18 protein-coding genes and 1 tRNA gene are annotated in these 16,789 nt (G+C 65.5%); 10 read left to right on the top strand and 9 right to left on the bottom strand.

Going from position 1 to position 16,789, the window contains the following annotated elements:
• Positions 1-93: 93 nt before the first annotated feature.
• Positions 94-432 (top strand): P-II family nitrogen regulator, encoded by a 339-nt coding sequence (locus tag ACM9ME_RS02705; RefSeq protein ID WP_415641891.1) that lies wholly within the window; start codon positions 94-96, stop codon positions 430-432.
• 26 nt (positions 433-458) lie between these two features.
• Positions 459-1,880 carry an ammonium transporter gene (locus ACM9ME_RS02700; RefSeq protein ID WP_415641890.1) on the top strand — a complete coding sequence of 474 codons (1,422 nt, stop codon included), beginning with the start codon at positions 459-461 and terminating at the stop codon, positions 1,878-1,880.
• A gap of 172 nt (positions 1,881-2,052) precedes the next feature.
• On the opposite strand, the gene ACM9ME_RS02695 is transcribed toward ACM9ME_RS02700, so the two are convergent.
• Positions 2,053-4,371 (bottom strand): TonB-dependent receptor, encoded by a 2,319-nt coding sequence (locus ACM9ME_RS02695; protein ID WP_415641889.1) that lies wholly within the window; start codon positions 4,369-4,371, stop codon positions 2,053-2,055.
• Positions 4,372-4,483: 112 nt separating this feature from the next.
• Here ACM9ME_RS02695 and ACM9ME_RS02690 point away from each other — a divergent pair, with 112 nt between their 5' ends.
• Positions 4,484-5,110: a TetR/AcrR family transcriptional regulator gene (locus tag ACM9ME_RS02690; RefSeq protein WP_415641888.1), complete on the top strand. Its 627-nt coding sequence runs from the start codon at positions 4,484-4,486 to the stop codon at positions 5,108-5,110.
• On the opposite strand, the gene ACM9ME_RS02685 is transcribed toward ACM9ME_RS02690, so the two are convergent.
• From ACM9ME_RS02685 to metX, 4 genes are read right to left on the bottom strand one after another with little or no spacing between them, the layout of a single operon-like run.
• Positions 5,107-5,529 carry a hypothetical protein gene (locus tag ACM9ME_RS02685; RefSeq protein ID WP_415641887.1) on the bottom strand — a complete coding sequence of 141 codons (423 nt, stop codon included), beginning with the start codon at positions 5,527-5,529 and terminating at the stop codon, positions 5,107-5,109. The genes ACM9ME_RS02690 and ACM9ME_RS02685 overlap by 4 nt on opposite strands.
• A 4-nt stretch (positions 5,530-5,533) precedes the next feature.
• On the bottom strand, positions 5,534-6,118 hold the full coding sequence (metW, locus tag ACM9ME_RS02680) for a methionine biosynthesis protein MetW (protein ID WP_415641886.1): 585 nt from the start codon (positions 6,116-6,118) through the stop codon (positions 5,534-5,536).
• Positions 6,115-6,549 (bottom strand): GNAT family N-acetyltransferase, encoded by a 435-nt coding sequence (locus tag ACM9ME_RS02675; protein WP_415641885.1) that lies wholly within the window; start codon positions 6,547-6,549, stop codon positions 6,115-6,117. Before ACM9ME_RS02675 ends, metW begins: the two co-directional genes overlap by 4 nt.
• Positions 6,546-7,643, bottom strand: coding sequence for a homoserine O-acetyltransferase MetX (gene metX / locus ACM9ME_RS02670; protein ID WP_415641884.1), 1,098 nt, complete (start codon positions 7,641-7,643; stop codon positions 6,546-6,548). Before metX ends, ACM9ME_RS02675 begins: the two co-directional genes overlap by 4 nt.
• Before the next feature lie 48 nt (positions 7,644-7,691).
• Here metX and hisC point away from each other — a divergent pair, with 48 nt between their 5' ends.
• The gene (gene hisC / locus ACM9ME_RS02665) at positions 7,692-8,789 is read left to right on the top strand and encodes a histidinol-phosphate transaminase (protein WP_415641883.1); all 1,098 of its coding nucleotides are present in this window, start codon (positions 7,692-7,694) and stop codon (positions 8,787-8,789) included.
• Here hisC and ACM9ME_RS02660 read toward each other — a convergent pair.
• The 4 genes from ACM9ME_RS02660 to ftsE are packed head-to-tail and all read right to left on the bottom strand — an operon-like array spanning position 8,786 to position 11,571.
• Entirely contained in the window at positions 8,786-9,472 is a 687-nt protein-coding gene (locus ACM9ME_RS02660; protein ID WP_415641882.1) for a lysophospholipid acyltransferase family protein, read from the bottom strand. The genes hisC and ACM9ME_RS02660 overlap by 4 nt on opposite strands.
• 10 nt (positions 9,473-9,482) lie before the next feature.
• Positions 9,483-10,013: a YdcF family protein gene (locus ACM9ME_RS02655; RefSeq protein WP_415641881.1), complete on the bottom strand. Its 531-nt coding sequence runs from the start codon at positions 10,011-10,013 to the stop codon at positions 9,483-9,485.
• Positions 10,010-10,867 carry an FtsX-like permease family protein gene (locus ACM9ME_RS02650; RefSeq protein ID WP_415641880.1) on the bottom strand — a complete coding sequence of 286 codons (858 nt, stop codon included), beginning with the start codon at positions 10,865-10,867 and terminating at the stop codon, positions 10,010-10,012. Before ACM9ME_RS02650 ends, ACM9ME_RS02655 begins: the two co-directional genes overlap by 4 nt.
• Entirely contained in the window at positions 10,864-11,571 is a 708-nt protein-coding gene (gene ftsE / locus ACM9ME_RS02645) for a cell division ATP-binding protein FtsE (protein ID WP_415641879.1), read from the bottom strand. The genes ACM9ME_RS02650 and ftsE overlap by 4 nt, the downstream gene beginning before the upstream one ends.
• 101 nt (positions 11,572-11,672) lie before the next feature.
• Between ftsE and ACM9ME_RS02640 the strand changes: the two genes are divergently transcribed.
• From ACM9ME_RS02640 to msrB, 6 genes are all read left to right on the top strand, one after another.
• Positions 11,673-12,425: a zinc-ribbon domain-containing protein gene (locus ACM9ME_RS02640; protein ID WP_415641878.1), complete on the top strand. Its 753-nt coding sequence runs from the start codon at positions 11,673-11,675 to the stop codon at positions 12,423-12,425.
• 202 nt (positions 12,426-12,627) lie between these two features.
• Positions 12,628-12,714 (top strand) — tRNA-Leu (locus tag ACM9ME_RS02635).
• 721 nt (positions 12,715-13,435) lie between these two features.
• Positions 13,436-14,503 carry a type III polyketide synthase gene (locus ACM9ME_RS02630; protein WP_415641877.1) on the top strand — a complete coding sequence of 356 codons (1,068 nt, stop codon included), beginning with the start codon at positions 13,436-13,438 and terminating at the stop codon, positions 14,501-14,503.
• Positions 14,504-14,660: 157 nt separating this feature from the next.
• Entirely contained in the window at positions 14,661-15,347 is a 687-nt protein-coding gene (locus ACM9ME_RS02625; protein ID WP_415641876.1) for a methyltransferase domain-containing protein, read from the top strand.
• Positions 15,326-16,357, top strand: coding sequence for an NAD(P)/FAD-dependent oxidoreductase (locus tag ACM9ME_RS02620; protein WP_415641875.1), 1,032 nt, complete (start codon positions 15,326-15,328; stop codon positions 16,355-16,357). Before ACM9ME_RS02625 ends, ACM9ME_RS02620 begins: the two co-directional genes overlap by 22 nt.
• A 30-nt stretch (positions 16,358-16,387) precedes the next feature.
• On the top strand, positions 16,388-16,783 hold the full coding sequence (gene msrB, locus ACM9ME_RS02615; protein ID WP_415641874.1) for a peptide-methionine (R)-S-oxide reductase MsrB: 396 nt from the start codon (positions 16,388-16,390) through the stop codon (positions 16,781-16,783).
• The last annotated feature ends 6 nt before the right edge of the window (positions 16,784-16,789 follow it).

Genomic DNA, 16,789 nt, shown 5'->3' with positions numbered 1-16,789 from the left:
GAATCGGCACGCATTGTTTTAATTTCAGCCGTCCGCTTGCGCGCAGCCACTCTGATTTGCTGCACTGCACCCGAAATAAAAAAGGGGGCAGCGTTGAAACTGGTCGTTGCAATCATAAAACCGTTCAAGCTCGACGAGGTCCGCGAGGCCGTGTCGATCCTGGGCGTCACCGGCATGACGGTGACCGAGGTCAAGGGCTTTGGCCGCCAAAAGGGCCAGACCGAAATCTATCGCGGGGCCGAATACACCACCAACATGGTGCCCAAGCTCAAGGTCGAAGTGGCCTGCGCCGCCGATCTGTCCGCGCGCGTCGTGGAGGCGATCCAGGCGGCCGCGCACACCGGATCGATCGGCGACGGCAAGATCTTCGTTCTCGAACTCGGCCAGGCCGTGCGTATCCGCACCGGCGAAATCGACGGCCAGGCACTGTGAACAACCACAGCTCGACAGGGGGTATGATGAAACAACTCGCAAAATTGTCGGCGGTGGCAGGTTCGCTGCTGATCGCCGCGCCCGCGTTTGCCCAGGTGGCGGCGGGACCGATCAAGGCACCGACCACCGAACAAATGGCCACGATGGTCAACAAGGGCGACACGACGTGGATGCTCGTGTCGTCGGTACTGGTGCTGATGATGAGCATCCCCGGCCTGGCGCTATTCTATGGCGGTCTGGTGCGTACGAAGAACATGCTCAGCGTGCTGATGCAGGTCTTCATGATCGTCTCGGTGACCGGCCTGTTGTGGGCGACCGTGGGCTATTCGATCGCCTTCACCGGCGGATCGCAGTTCATCGGCGGGTTCGGCAAGGCGCTGATGGCAGGGGTGACGAGCGGCACCTATGCGGCAACGTTCTCGAACAACGTCTACATCCCTGAACTCAGCTATTTCGTGTTCCAGATGACCTTCGCCATGATCACCCCGGCGTTGTTCATCGGTTCGTTCGCCGAACGGATCAAATTCACGCCGCTGATGATCTTCACGGTATTGTGGTCGCTGCTGGCTTATTACCCCATCGCGCACATGGTTTGGTACTGGGCAGGCCCGGACTTCCTGCCCGACGCGACGACCGATGGCGGTTTTCTGTTCAACAAGGGCGCTCTCGACTTCGCCGGCGGCACCGTGGTCCATATCAACGCCGGGATTGCCGGCCTGGTCGGCTGCCTCGTGGTCGGCAAGCGCCTCGGCTTCGGCAAGGAAGCCACGCCGCCGCACAGCCTGACCATGACGATGATCGGTGCCAGCCTGTTGTGGGTCGGCTGGTTCGGCTTCAACGCCGGCTCGAACCTCGAATCGAACGGAGTGGCTGCGGTCGCCTTCGTCAACACGATGCTGGCCACCTGCGCCGCGGCGGTCAGCTGGGCGATCGTGGAGCAGATCGTTCACGGCAAGCCGTCCATGCTCGGTGCCGCGTCGGGTGCTGTCGCCGGTCTGGTCGCGATCACGCCCGCATCGGGATTTGGCGCGCCGATGACGTCCATCGTCTTGGGGCTGGCGGTGTCACCGATCTGCTACCTCTTCGTGTCCACGGTGAAGAACAAGTTCAAATATGACGACACGCTCGACGTGTTCGGCGTCCACTGCATCGGGGGGATCACCGGCGCGTTGGCCACGGCCATCGTCGCCGATCCCAAACTGGGCGGCCAGGGCATATTCGACTTCACCAAATTTCCCGCCGTCGCGGGTGCACCGGCTGACTATTCGATCGTCCACCAGCTGTGGATCCAGCTGCAGGCGATCGGCATCACGCTGGTCTGGTCGGGCGCCGTCACGGCGGTCCTGCTTCTCGCATTGAAGTACACGATCGGCCTGCGTCCCAGCGAAGAGGCCGAGCGCGAAGGGCTCGATCTCACCGAACATGGCGAGCGCGCCTATAATTATTGACGAGCTTGGGGCGGCGGGGTCCTCTCCCCCTGTCGCCCCATCCGATGTTCCTCCTGCGAACATCACTGGGGTCGGGACGAAAGTCCCGGCCCTTTTTTTGCGCCGTGGGAAAAGAAAAAGGGCGGCGACCTCATGGTCACCGCCCTGAATGTGCTTCAACTGGCCGTCGATCTTAAAACTTCACGCCAATCGTACCGAACACTTGGCGTGGGTTGCCGTAATAAGCCGTTAGCACGCCGGTATTCCCCAGTGTCGAGCTGAAGCCCGGCTGACCGTTGGCGAGGATGAACGCGCCCGTGTCGGGGTTCTGGCGCAGGAAGTTGTAGCCGGACACGATGTAGCGCTTGTTGGCCAGGTTGCGGCCATGAACGCCGATCGAATAGCGGCCGTTCTTGCCGAATTCATAGACCAGATTGGCATCGAAAAGCGTGAAGCCGGCCTGATCGAGGAACGGCGTGCGGATTTCGAACTGCTGCGAGAACGACCGGTACGACGCCGTCCCCGACGCGGTCAGATTGCCGTCGCCGACCGGCAGCGAATAAGCGAGCGTTTCGCTGACCGTCCATTTCGGCGTGTTCTGGATGTGGCGGCTGCCCGACACATCGATGCCGCGCGCGTCGATATAGCGTTTGAACTTCGCATCGAGGTAACCGACCGCGACGTTGAGGCTGAGGTCGCCACCGCTGACGAACGCATCGCGCGCGCGCAGCGTCGATTCCCATTCGACGCCCTGGATGCGCGCTTTCGCCGCGTTGGTGGTGATGCCGATAAAGGTCGGGATGCCGCCGACGACCGCACCCACCGAACCGGGGATCTGGATGTCGGTATAGTCCGCGCGGAACGCCGCGACCGCCAGGGTCAACGCCCGGTCGAACATCTGACCCTTATAGCCCAGCTCGTAACTGTTCACGCTTTCGGGTTGGAACGCGAGGAAGTTGTAAATCTCGTTTGGATCGCGAACGCCGTTGCCGTTCGTGTCGGGCGCCGCCGTGCCGACCCCGCGCGGATCGAACCCGCCGCCCTTGAAGCCCTTCGAATAGGATGCGTAAATGTTGTGATCGGGCGTCGGCTTGAAGCTGATCGAGGCGCGCGGCGTGAACTTCTTGAAGGTCGCCTTGCCACGGAAATTGGTCTGTTGGACCAGCGGCGCGGTTGTCCCGCCGAACAAGGGCGACGATCCGAGGTAGACATTGCGGACGATGTTCGAGTCGCGATTGTCCCACGTATAGCGCGCGCCGCCCGAAATGCTCAGCTGATCGGTGATGTCGAACGTGCCGTCGGCAAAGATCGCCGTGGTGTTGGTCAGCACGTTGCCGAACGTCAGCGCGGTCACCGTCCCGGGCAAGCGCACATCGAAGGCGGTGCGCGACTTGGCGTCGAGATAATAGGCGCCGAGCAACAGGTTGAGCGGACCCTTGTCGACCAGGAACTGGACTTCCTGGCTGGTCTGGCGGTTGTTGTAGAACGCCGGCACGTCGACATCGACGGCGGGGAGCGCGTCGAAGTCGATCGGCGTCGAGCTGTCGTCCTTGCGGTACGCGGTGATGCTCCGCACGGTCAGCCAATCGCTCGGCTTGGCCTCGAGGTACAGCGACGCACCCTTGGACTTCACGTCCTGCGCCGGGGCCACGAGCGCGCCCTGGCTATCGAAGATGTTGCCCAGCGGCTGGATCGCCGGTGCGTTGAGCGTGCCGATCAAACGGTGGCCGCCGCGCGTGTTCGACTTGTCGTGCGTGTAATCGGCGGACAGGCGCGCGAAGATGTCGCTGCCGTGGACTTCGACGGTGCCGCGCCCGGCCCACACGTCCTTGTTATAATTTTCCTGGCCGGTGGTCAGGTTGTCGCCGAACCCGCCGCGCGACAGGCGTGCCAGCGCGCCGCCGAAACGCAATGTGCCGTCACCGACGGGCACGCTGGCCGAGATGACGCCATCGGCCTGATTATAGCTGCCATAAGTGGCTTTCGCCGACAGCGTGGGGGAATCGGAAATGCGCTTGGTGACGTATTTGATCGCCCCGCCAATGGTGTTGCGACCGTAGAGCGTGCCTTGCGGCCCGCGCAGCACTTCGATCCGCTCGACATCGTAAATGTCGAGTACCGCAGCCTGCGGACGGTTGAGATAAACGTCGTCGAGATAGAGGCCGACGCCGGCTTCGAAGCCCGCGACCGGATCCTGCTGGCCGACGCCGCGGATAAATGCGCTGAGTGTCGAATTGGTGCCGCGCGACACTTCGAGTGTTACGTTCGGGGTCGAATTGGCGATGTCGGTAATGTCGATCGCGCCGCCCTGTTCCAGCTGCGCGCCGGAAAACGCGCTGATCGCGATCGGCACGTTGAGCAGCGATTCCTCGCGGCGGCGCGCGGTGACGATGATCTCGCCGTCATTGGCGGCAACGCCCGCGCTGTCCTGCGCGAAAGCCGGTGCCGCCATGAGCGGCAGGATTGAGACGCAGGCACAAAGTGCGACGCGAGTCGTGATGCGGATGGCCATCGGAATTTCCTCCCCTTAACGCTGCGCCGGACTGTTCCTTGCGCTGGCTTGATCGGCGCGATACTGAAAACTGAACCGGGATTCAACTCCTGCCCGGTCGAGGGGAATTCGGATGGCGGGATTACGTGGCCCAAAAGCCACAGACACACCCACGGTCGAGCGTTCGCCGCGCACCGAGCGCGGCCGCAAGACGCGCCGCACGTTGCTCGATGCGGCGGCGGTCGAGTTCGGCGAGCGCGGCTTTCACGATTCGTCGATCGTCGGCATCACCCAGCGCGCCGGTGTCGCGCTGGGCAGTTTTTACACCTATTTCGAAAGCAAGGAGGCGCTGTTTCGCGCGCTCGTCGCCGACATGTCGGCACGGGTGGGCGACGTCGGCGCGGCGGCGGCCGGAGGCATCGACGACGTCCTGGAGCGCGAGCAGGCGGTGACCAGCGCGTTCATCGCCTTTGCCACCGAACATAAGGAATTATACCGCATCATCGACGAAGCCGAATTCGTCGATCCGGCGACGTGGCGCGCGCATTACGAAAATGCCGCCGGGCGAATCGCGGCGCGGTTGCGTACCGGGGCGGGCAACAACCAGGTGCGGAGCGATGTCGGCGAGGTCGAAGCCTGGGCACTGATGGGCATGAACGTGTTCCTGGGCCTGCGCTTCGGCGTCTGGGGCGGTGATGTCGGTCCCGAAGAAATCGGGCGGCGGGTGGCAGCGCTACTGCGTGAGGGACTGGCGCGTTAAGGCACCGTCAGCCGGTCGATCAGCATGACCAGCGGCGCGTGATGATGGCCGTCGAACGCACCGAATGCTACACCCGATACCGTGACGCGCTTGCCGATCGCGGCGTGCAGGGCCGGAAACATCGTGAGTATTGCCGAGCTGATATGCACACGGTCAAACCGGCTGTCGGGGCCGATGAAATCTCCATCGTCGGCGCAAATCCGCTTGGGCAGGCGCAGGATATAGGTCGGCTCGGCCGCGTCACCGTGCCTGACACTTTCGTAATTTGGCGGGCCGGGGAACACATGTCTCGAGAGGGTGCCGGACAATGTAATCGCCGAATGCCCGCTTTTGATATTCAAGCACATTCCGCCCAACGACGCGCCGCCGGTCAAGATCAGCGACGCCATCAGCATGGCACAACGCGCAAAGCTCATCATCGACTTAGGCCCTCAGCAGAAACACCGCATGTTCGGCACGGAAATTCGCCGCCGCCGCCGACGTCAGTCTGTCGCCGCGAAGGAACCAGCTGGCCTCGATCGTCCACCCACGCTCCGCCGCCAGCGCGCGAAAATCGTCAACCGTGACATGGTGGATGTTGGGCGTTTCGTACCACGCGAGCGGCAGCAGCCGCGTGACCGGCATCCGGCCGCCCCACAACAGGCTGGCACGCACCCGCCAGTGCGCGAAATTGGGAAACGATACGAACGCGCGCGGGGCAACGCGGAGGAGCTGTTCGACCACGCGATCGGGGCGGCGCGTGGTCTGCAGCGTCTGGCTGAGGATCGCGACATCGAAGCTGGCGTCGGGATAGAAGCCAAGGTCCGTATCGGCATCGCCCTGGACCACCGACAATCCCTTGGCCACGCAATCGGCGACGTTTGCACCGTCGAGTTCGAGTCCGCGCGCGTCGCAATCCTTCGCGGCCAGTTCGGCCATCAGCGCGCCATCGCCGCAGCCGGTATCGAGCACGCGGCTGCCCGGCGGAACATGCGCGGCGATCAGGGCAAGATCTGGGCGCAGGGTCATGGGATCGCCCTCAACCGCGCCGCCGCCACCGGATCGAGCCGTTCCATGAACCGGTCGGGCCGGATTGCCGCGTGAAAGCCGAGCGGCGCATAAACGCCGTGCGCATCTCCGGTCATCAGTGCGAAGCGGCGAATGCCGACGAGTTCGGGATGATCGAGGAACCAGCTGACCAACCGCCGCCCCAGCCCTTGTCCCCGACCGTGCGCATCGACCCACACGTCCGCAATCCACGCAAAAGTCGCGTAATCGGTAATCGCGCGGGCATAGCCGACCTGCGTCCCGTCAGCCGCATACGCACCCAGCGTATGCGAATGTGCAATGGCACGCTCGACCCGGGGACGCTCGATCCCCGGCGACCAATAGCTCGACGCCAGCCAGCCGTGAATTCGCGCCACGTCGAGCCGGTCCTTGGCGTCATCGAGTTCGATCATCCCAAGAACCCCGCCACAACGCGGTCGAGCGCCGGAACGTCAAGCAGGAAGGAGTCGTGGCCGTGCGGCGCGGACAGTTCGACGAAGCTGACCGGTGCGCCCGCGGCGTTGAGCGCGTGGACCACCGACCGGCTTTCGGGCGTCGGGTACAACCAGTCTGTGTCGAAGCTGACGAGACAGAAGCGCGCCGGATTGCCGCGAAATGCCTCCGCCAGCGAACCCCCATGCGCTTCGGCCAAGTCAAAATAATCCATTGCGCGGGTGATGTAGAGATAGGCGTTGGCATCGAATCGGTCGGTGAAGGCCAGTCCCTGATGCCGCAAATAGCTTTCGACCTGAAAGTCGGCGTCGAAGCCGAATGTCTTGACGTCACGCGCCTGCAGCCGCCGCCCGAATTTTTCGGTTAGCCCGGCTTCGGACAAATAGGTGATGTGCGCCGCCATGCGGGCGACGGCGAGGCCTGCGGCGGGAGGCTCGCCGCCATAATAATCGCCACCACGCCAGTTCGGATCGGCCATGATCGCCTGGCGTCCGACTTCGTGGAACGCGATATTCTGTGCGGAATGCCGGGCCGAAGTGGCGATGGCGAGCACAGCACCGGCACGACCGGGGTACTGCGCCGCGAACGCCAGCGCCTGCATCCCGCCCATCGATCCACCGACCACCGCGTGCAGCCGGGCGATGCCAAGGTGATCGAGCAGCATCGCATGCGCGCGGACCATGTCGGCAATGGTGATGACCGGGAAACGCATCGCTTGCGGCTGGCCATCCGCCGCCGCGCTGCCGGGGCCCGAACTGCCCATGCAGCTCCCGATGACATTGGCGCAGATGACGAGGGACCGGTCGGTGTCGATCGGCTTGCCCGGTCCGACCATGCGTTGCCACCAACCGGGTTTCTTGGTCCGCGGATGGGGTGACGCCAGATGCTGATCGCCGGTCAGCGCATGGCATACAAGGATCGCGTTCGAGGCGTCCGCGGTCAGCGTACCATAGGTCTCATACCCGATCTCCACCGGCGAGAGCGTGCCGCCGCCATCGAGCGTCAGCGGCCCGGCGAGTGCGACTTTGCGATCAAGGCCGAAGCGGTCGTCCATCTGCCGCGCCTTGGCATGACAGCGCACGAGCGGCTAGGGGCTGCCGGCATGCCCACAGCCCCCCAGCCAAAACCATGGATCATGGATATCGCGCCCTATGTCCCGGGGCGCGCGACGACCGATGACGGGCGCAAGGTCGCCAAACTGTCCTCCAACGAAAATCCGTTGGGAACCAGCGAAGCGGCGCGCGCGGCGTATCAGGCGCATAGTGGCGATCTAGACCGTTATCCCGATGCCGGCGCGGGCGCGCTGCGCGACGCGATCGGCGGGCATTACGGCATTGAGCCGGAACGCATCATCCACGGCACCGGATCGGACGAGATCCTCCACCTCGCTGCCGGCGCGTTTGCCGGGCATGGCGACGAGGTCATCCACGTGAAATACGGCTTTTCGGTCTATGACATCGCGACGCGGCGGGTGGGGGCGACGACGATCATCGCGCCCGACGACGATTACGGCACCAATGTCGACACCGTCCTGTCGCTGGTGACGCCGCGCACGACGATGGTGTTCATCGCCAATCCCAACAATCCGACGGGCACGTTCGTCCCCCGCGCGGAGATTGCGCGGCTCCATGCGGCATTGCCCAAGCATGTGCTGCTGGTGGTCGATCAGGCTTATACCGAATATCTCGATGCGGCGGATGATGACGGCGCGCTCGAGCTGGCGCGGACCCAAGCCAACGTCCTGGTCACACGCACGTTTTCGAAGATTTTCGGGCTGGCGGCGGAACGCATCGGCTGGGGCTATGGCTCGGCTGACGTCATTGACGCCATGCACCGCATCCGTGCGCCGTTCGGCGTGACCAGCGGCGGACAAGCGGCAGCGATCGCGGCGCTGAAGGACACCGGCTTCGTGGCGCGCAGCAAGGCGCATAACGACGAATGGCGCGCATGGTTTGCGGGCGAGATCGGCAAATTGGGCAATGCGGGCTTACGCGCGGTGCCGAGCAAGGCCAATTTCATCCTCGTCACGTTTGGCGGCGCCGTCAGTGCGGGCGAAGCTTACAAGGCACTGATGGACAAGGGCTATATCGTCCGCTGGCTGCCCGGACAGGGATTGGGCCAGGGATTGCGCATCACCATCGGCACCGAAGCCGAAATCCGCGGCGTGGCGCAGGCGCTGCGCGAAATCGTCGGCGGCTAATCGTTCAGGGCGTTGATCGCGGCGTGAACGCGCGCTTCGATCTCGTCGCGCGGCAGACCCGGCGGGATCGGTTCGCCGAACCTGAACGTCACGGTGCCTGACCGTTTCACGAACCCGCCGCGCGGCCACACCCGCCCGCTGTCCATGGCGATCGGGATCACCGGCAGGCCCAGTGCCTTGTACAGGCCCGCAAACCCGGCCTTGAGCGGCGGGGACTCGCCATGCGGGACTCGCGTGCCTTCGGGGAAGATCACGACATTGCGCCCCTCCGCGCGCACTTTCTTCGCGGCGGTCAGCAAGGCCCGCACAGCGCCTGCGCCGGCTTCGCGGTCGATCGGGATGACGCCATGTTTCTTGGCAACCCAGCCCCAGCCGGGGATGGTCAGCAGCTCGCGTTTGAACACCACCACGGGATCGATGAACAGCCGCAGGACCTCCGCGGTTTCGTACATGCTTTCGTGCTTGCACGCATAAAGCGTCGGCACCGTCGCCAGATTGCCCTCGATCCGCGTGCGGATCCCGAGGAACATGCGCGCGCACCAATAGTGAAAGCGGGCCCAAACCAGCCCTGACCGGATTGCGGTCTTCTCCCCGAACGGCAGGAGCAGGACCGCGACGATCACGATGATCGCGCTTCCGAGGTAGAAGATCGACGTGAAGATCAGCGTGCGGAGCAGGCTCAAGTCACTTGTCTCACAGGCCGACCAATGCCGCCGCGCGTCGCAACAGATATTTGTCGTATTCGCGCAGCAACGTGGCGAAGCCCGGGTTGCTGCGCACTGCGTCGGTGACAATTTCGACATTGCCGCCGGTGGCTTGGTCGAGCTCGAATTTGGCGCGGCGCATGTGCCAGTCGGTCGTCACGAGGCGCACCGATTTATATTTGCGCCTGGCGATCCAGCGCGCAGTCTCCTCCCCGTTCGAGCGCGTATCGACCGCCTCGCGCCCCAGATCGACGCAACACGCAACCAACGCGGGCGGGGCGCCCTGGATGTTGGCGAGTTCGGTCGGGCGCACGCGGCGATCGACGCCGGTGACCAGCATCCGCTGCGCCTGCCCCGCCTGAAGCAATGCCAGCCCGCGTCCGATCCGTCCCGCGCCGCCGGTCGGCACGACAATGGCATCGGTCTTTTGCGGACCGGCGGGACGCGGCAACGTCCCGGCAAAGATGACGAAGCCGAGCGCCCAGAGGATGAGGACCAGGCCGCAAAGGCGCGCGATCACGGCCGCGCCTCCAGTGCCTGGGCCACCGTGCGCCGTGCCGCGACGACGGCACAAGCCGCGCCGAGCAGGGGCGCGAGCACCACGATCAGCCAGTCAAGGCCGTGCAGCCCGCCACCCGCGAGTCCCGCACCGAGCGCACTGAGCCGCGAAGCGATCAGCGCGGCGACGGCCAGACCCCCGAGCGCTCCGATGGCGCCGCCGCTCAGCGCATCGAGCGCGACACGGCGCTGGAACGCGCCCTTCACCTGACTGTCGGTCGCGCCGATCAGATGCAGCACTTCGACGGTGTCGCACTGCGCCTCGAACGCCGCGCGTGCGGCCAGCACCGTGGCGGCGACCGCTACCAATGCCATCATGATGACGATCGCCAGCGCCAGCCAGCCGAGCGTGCGCAGAAACTCGCCCAACGGTCCTAGCAACGCCGATTGCCGCTCGACCCGCGCCGATGGTCCCAGACGTGGCAGCGACGCGCCGGGCTTAATCACGACATCGATCAAGGCGGGTAGCGGCAACCCGGCGGCATCCCCGAGCCATGGCTTCAACTCGCTGGCCAACTGCGCATCGGCCACCGGTGTCGCGCGCTCGACCGCGGGCGATGCACGCAATGTTGTCAGCGCCTGCGCGGCGGCGACATCGCGACGACCCGGATCGGCATCGACGATTTGCACGATCGCGCGCTGTTCGACCCCGAGGCTCGCGCCTTGCGCCGCGCGGCTCAGGCCCAGCGCCGCGGCTCCCGCCAGCGCCATCAGAAACGCCATGATCCCGATGATCCACGGCACCGGCCCGCCGATGCGGCGCGGCGCCAGCAGGCCCTGCGGCATGGCCACAGTCAGATAGCCCGGACGTATCATGCGCTCGCCCGGATCGGCGGAAAGCGCAGCGCGCCGGTCGGATCGCTCAGCCGCCCACGCTCCAGCCGCATCATCCGCGCATCGGGCACACGACCGAGCAGATGCAGATCGTGCGTCGCGATCAGCACGGTGGTGCCGAGGCGGTTGAGGCTTTCGAACAAATGCAGCAGGCGGTGCGCCATTTCGGGATCGACATTGCCGGTCGGTTCGTCGGCGACCAGCAGATCGGGCCGGGCGATCACGGCGCGGGCGATGGCCACGCGCTGTTGCTCCCCGCCCGACAGCGTCGCCGGGCGCGCCGCGGCGCGATCGGCGAGGCCGACCCAGGCGAGCATTTCTTCCACCGGACCGGCGAGTTCATCCTCGGGCACGCCTGCGATCCGCAGCGGCAAGGCAACATTGTCCCGCGCCGACAGCTGCGGGATCAGGCGGAAATCCTGGAACACCACACCGATGCGACGACGCAGCGCGGGCAATGCCGAGCGCGGCGCGTTGACGACATCATGCCCGAACAGCTTCAGGCTGCCCCGCGTGGGACGTTGTGCGAGATAGAGCAAACGCAATAACGACGTCTTGCCCGCACCCGACGGGCCGGTGAGGAAATAGAAGCCACCAGGCGACAATGCGAAACCGACATCGGACAGCGTTTCGGTCTGCGTGCCATAGCGCAGGCCGACGCGGTCGAATTGGACGATCGGTTCCATAAGTTCGTGCATCTTGCATGAGGCGCGGCGCTTGCCAATCGGCACTGTGCGGGATTAGGCTGCAACCACTATAACTGGCGTCCGGGAGGGTTCGCGGCCACATGATCTTGTCCTGCCCCGCATGCCACACGTGCTATCGCCTGCCCGAAGGGTCGGTGCCGCCTGAGGGGCGCCAGGTCCGTTGCGCCAAATGCGGCAACAGCTGGCACGAACCCGGTGAGCCGCCGATGGTGGAGACGGTGGCGGAGGCCGCGCCGGAAAGCCCGCCCGAGACCGGGGTCGACGAAGCGACGAGTTACGAGCCCGCGGCGCCCGCGTTCGAGCCCGAAATCCCGTTCGTTCAGCCCCCGGTCGAAGTGCCCGAGCCGGCTTACGAACCCGAGGACGACAGCCCGGACGTGTTCGCGCACGAACCGCCGTTCCGCCCGCGTCCTCGCCGGGGGCGGTGGGTGGTCGTCGCGATCCTGATCCTCGCGGCGTTGATCGGTGCGGTGGCGGTGCTGCGGCTGTACGGTCCGGCGGATATCAAGGCCAAGCTGGGGATGACCGCGAGCGCGGGCCCGTTGCGCCTCGAACTGCCGCGCGAGCCGGAACGGCGTACGCTGTCGAGCGGCAACGAACTGTTCGCGCTGTCGGGCAAGGTGGTCAACCCGAGCGACGACAGCCAGCGCGTCCCCGACATCATCGCCGAGCTGCGCGATCATCAGAACAAGGCGGTCTATCGCTGGACGATCACCCCGCCCAAGCGGACCATCGGCCCCAAACAGAGCATGGATTTCGACGCGGCGGAGATCGACGTCCCGCCCGGCGCGCACAAATTGGCGCTGAGCTTTTCGGACCGCGGCATCGGCTGAGCGAAGCGGCGCACGCTTACCGTCACTCCGGACTTGATGCGGGGGCCCATTATTCATCTGCCCAGATGGAGTGCGAATGGACCCTGACTTTCGTCAGGGTGACGAGCGTTGCGGGTTTGGCGAGTGATGCTTGCCGAGTGCCCAAGCCGCTGCTAGTGGCGCGCGCCTACCCGCCGCCGGTCTCCGGCGGATGCTTGACTGTGCGGTCGTGGCGGAACTGGTAGACGCGCAACGTTGAGGTCGTTGTGGCCGAAAGGCCGTGGAAGTTCGAGTCTTCTCGACCGCACCAAGCCCCGGCTGCCGTTCGGCAGCCCTCCCGACTGGCTCAAAAGTTGAAGACAACTTTGCGGACGCGAAGGCGGCGCGTTCGCGCGTCCGTCGCGCGTGGTCGCTGGCGCGACTTTCGAGCCAACTTTCGACCTGCATGGGTTTCACTCGATCGCGGGGGTCGACGATGACGGCGATGAGCCGGCCATTCCTCGGCCCCGGTTTTACAGATCGCGCGCCGCGAGTTCGCCCACGCGGCTGGACTCGCTAGCCCGCCGGGGTTGCGCACCTGCGTCCGAAGGCCTGCGCGCCCAAAACTTTTCACCCTTACTCGCATCGCGGTCGCAGAGCCGTGCGACGCGCGCCTTTTTTCAGAATGACGCGCCGAATTCGGTGCGCGCGTCGCTGTGCGATACGAAATTTTTCACCGCGCAGGACGGATCGCGCGGGCAGCTTGCCGCAACGGGTCTGAAACATTTTGTGGCGAAGTTTGCTTCGGCGTGTTTTTGCGCGCCTGGCCGGTCGAAAGCGCCTCACCAAGCTGATCCGCATTCAGTCGTTCGGCACCGCGTCGTCATCGATGTTGCGCTGCGCGACTTCGTGTCGAGCCGAAGTTGCGGGACGACTTTGCGAGATGTGCGGCAGAAGTTGCGGCGCGACTTTTTGTCGGCACCGATTTCGTCACACCGCGCAGACAGGGTCAGAGCCGATCCATTGACCGGCGCGTTAAGCAGGCACATCGCTTGTCCCGAAAGGTCGCCCCGCTGCCCCGCATCACGTCCATCGCGCATGCCGTTCCGTCGCATGACATCCACGCAGCATTCGTCGGTTGGGCCGAGCGGCAATTGCCCGACCGCGAACGCGCGGTGTTCGACCGGATGGCGGCGCGCGCGGGGATCGCGCAGCGATGGTCGGTGCTGCCGGTGGTCGCGGGCGGATCGCCGATCACGCCGGGCGGTTTTTATGCCGAAGGATTCATGCCGCCGACGTCCGCGCGGATGGCGTTGTACGCGCAGGCCGCGCCCGAACTGGCTTTGGCCGCGATTCATAAATTGGGCGCGCTGGGCGATATCAGCCATGTCGTCGTCGCCAGCTGCACCGGTTTCACCGCGCCGGGGATCGACCAGATATTGTGCGAGCGACTGGGTCTGCCCGGCACGACCGAGCGGCTGTTGATCGGGTTCATGGGCTGTTACGCCGGGATCACGGCGTTGAAGGCGGCGCGGACGATCGTGCGGTCCGAACCCGGCGCACGCGTGTTGGTGGTGGCGGTCGAATTGTCGACGTTACACCTTCAGGCGGCGAGCGCATTGGAGCCGTTGCTGGCGATGCTGCAATTTGCCGACGGGGCGGCGGCGGCGATCGTCGAAGCGAGTGGCGCGGGGTTGGCGCTCCACCGGCCGTTCGCGGCGACGCTCCCCGACTCGAACGAACTGATCCGTTGGAATATCGGCGACACCGGCTTTGCAATGCATTTGTCGGGCGAAGTGCCGCGGCGGATCGGCGAGGCGCTGGCCGATACCGATACGGCGGCGCGGCTGACCGGCGGGATCGACGTGCAGCACATCGATGGTTGGGCGGTGCATGCCGGCGGGCGGTCGATCCTGGATGCGGTCGAGCATGGCTTGCGGTTGCCGCCCGATGCACTCGCGGCATCGCGGTCGGTGCTGCACGATTTCGGCAATATGAGTTCGGCGACGCTGTTGTTCGCTCTGGCGAAACTATGGGACGCGCGGCCAAGGCGCGGCGTGGCGCTGGCGTTCGGGCCGGGGCTGGCGGCGGAAGGGCTGACGTTCGGGTGGGCGTCGTGACAAATCTTAGCCGTCAACTCCCGCTTGCGGGAGGGACAGCTTCGCGTAGCGACGCAGGGTGGGGCATGGTCATGGGCGAGTGCTCACTCTTGTTTGCGCGTCGGCCCACCCCGGCGCCTACGGCACCTGTCCCTCCCACAAGTGGGAGTGACGTCATATGCTGACTGAGCGCGCCATCGCCGAGGAGCGGATGGATGCCGAAGATCTCGACGAGGCGACGTATAAGGCGGTGGTCCACGACCTCGCCAAGGTCAACACGCTGACGATGGCGCGGCGGCCGACACTGGATTTTCTGGAGCGGGCGGTCGGCGATGCTGCAGAATTTTCAGTGCTCGATGTCGGTTATGGCGATGGCGATATGTTGCGCAGCATTTCGCGTTGGGCGGCCAGGCGCGGCAAGCGCGCGCGGCTGGTCGGGGTCGATCTGAACCCGCGCAGCCGCGCCGCCGCGATCGAGGCGACGCCGCCCGCCATGGCAATCGATTGGCGGGTTGGCGACTATGCGGATTTTGCCGGTCAAGGCTGGGACGTGATCGTGTCCAGCCTTGTCGCGCATCACATGACGCACGCGCAGTTGGTGGCGTTCGTGCGATTCATGGAGGCCGAGGCGACGCGCGGTTGGTTCGTCAACGACCTGCACCGGCACGGCTTTGCGCATCTCGGTTTTCCGTTGCTCGCGACGATTATGCGCTGGCACCCGATCGTGAAGCATGACGGCACGCTGTCGATCGCGCGGAGTTACCGGCCCGGCGAGTGGCCGGCGATTTTGGCCGAAGCGGACGTGCGTAACGCCGTGGTTCGCCGCATCTTTCCGTTCCGGTTGTGCGTCGAACACCGCCGCTGATCGCCGGTGGCGGGCCGGCGGGGAGCGCGGTGGCGATCGCGCTGGCGATGGCGGGCGAGCGGCCGGTGATCCATGAGCGCCAGCGCGAAACCGGCGATGCGATCTGCGGCGGGTTTTTGAGCTGGCGGACACTCGCGTCGCTCGAGCGGCTGGGTGTCGCGGTGCCGGGCCATGCGGTCGATCATGTCCGCGTGTTTGCGGGTGAGATGACGGCATCGGCGCCTCTGCCCGGCGGCGCGATCGGCGTGTCGCGGCGGGTGCTCGACAGGTTGATGCTGCTGCGCGCCGAGGCGGCGGGCGCGGGCGTCGAGCGCGGGGTCACGGTCAAGGCGTGGGACGGCGCGCCGATGTTCCTCGCCACGGGCAAGCATGAGTTGCGCGGGTTGATGCGGCCCAAGGCGGCGGGCGATCCGACCTTGGGGCTGCGGTTGCGGCTGCCGCCGCATCCGTCGCTGGCCCGCTTGATCGGCGGGGCGATCGAACTGCATCTGTTCGACCGCGGCTATGTCGGGCTGGTCGCACAGGAGGATGGCAGCGCGAATTTGTGCCTGGCGGTGCGCAAGTCGCGGCTGGCAGAAGCGGACGGCAATCCCGCGACGTTGCTGCGGCAGATCGGCAACGGGCCGCTGGGCGAGCGGCTGGCGCAGGCCGACTGGTCGCAGCCGATCGATGCGATTGCCAGTGTGCCTTATGGCTGGCGCGCGACGACCACCCAAGCGGGCGTGTGGCGGCTGGGCGATCAGGCGGCGTGCATCCCGAGCCTGGCCGGAGAGGGCATGGGCATCGCGGTCGCCAGCGGCATCGCCGCGGCGGATTTCTGGACCCGCGGGATGGATGCCGAACCCTTTCAACGCGCTTTCGCGCGGCGCACTTCGCGGCCGGTCGGGATTGCGAAACTCTTGTGGCAAGCCGCTGAAAACCCGCGCTTTGCTGCGCTGGGAGTGCGCAGCATTGGCGTCATGCCGTCGCTGGCCGCGCTGGCTGCGAAGGTGACGCGGATCGGGGATTGAACCTGTGCCGCCAAGCCCCACATTCGTGCCATGACCGACATGCCCCAAACCGATGCCGAGTGGCGCGAAAAGCTGACCCCCGAACAATTCGCCGTGCTGCGCCAGGGCGGCACCGAGCGCGCGTTCGCGGGTATCCTCAACGACAATCATGAACCCGGCACCTATCGCTGCGCCGGGTGCGGCAACGAACTGTTCAAATCGGACGCCAAGTTCGATTCGGGGAGCGGCTGGCCGAACTTCGTCGAACCATCGTCGAGCGATGCGGTGGTCGAACATAGCGACGTCAGCCACGGCATGGTCCGCACCGAAGTGCGCTGTGCCAAATGCGACGGGCATCTGGGGCATGTGTTTCCCGATGGGCCGCGCGACAGTACGGGACTGCGCTATTGCATGAACTCGGTCGCGCTGGGTTTTGAGGGGAAGTAGCCCTTC

Origin of the sequence: Sphingomonas antarctica (assembly GCF_965137005.1) — a bacterium.
In the GTDB taxonomy this organism is placed as follows: Bacteria; Pseudomonadota; Alphaproteobacteria; order Sphingomonadales; family Sphingomonadaceae; genus Sphingomonas_O; species Sphingomonas_O antarctica.
This window is presented reverse-complemented; position numbering and strand designations above follow the sequence as displayed.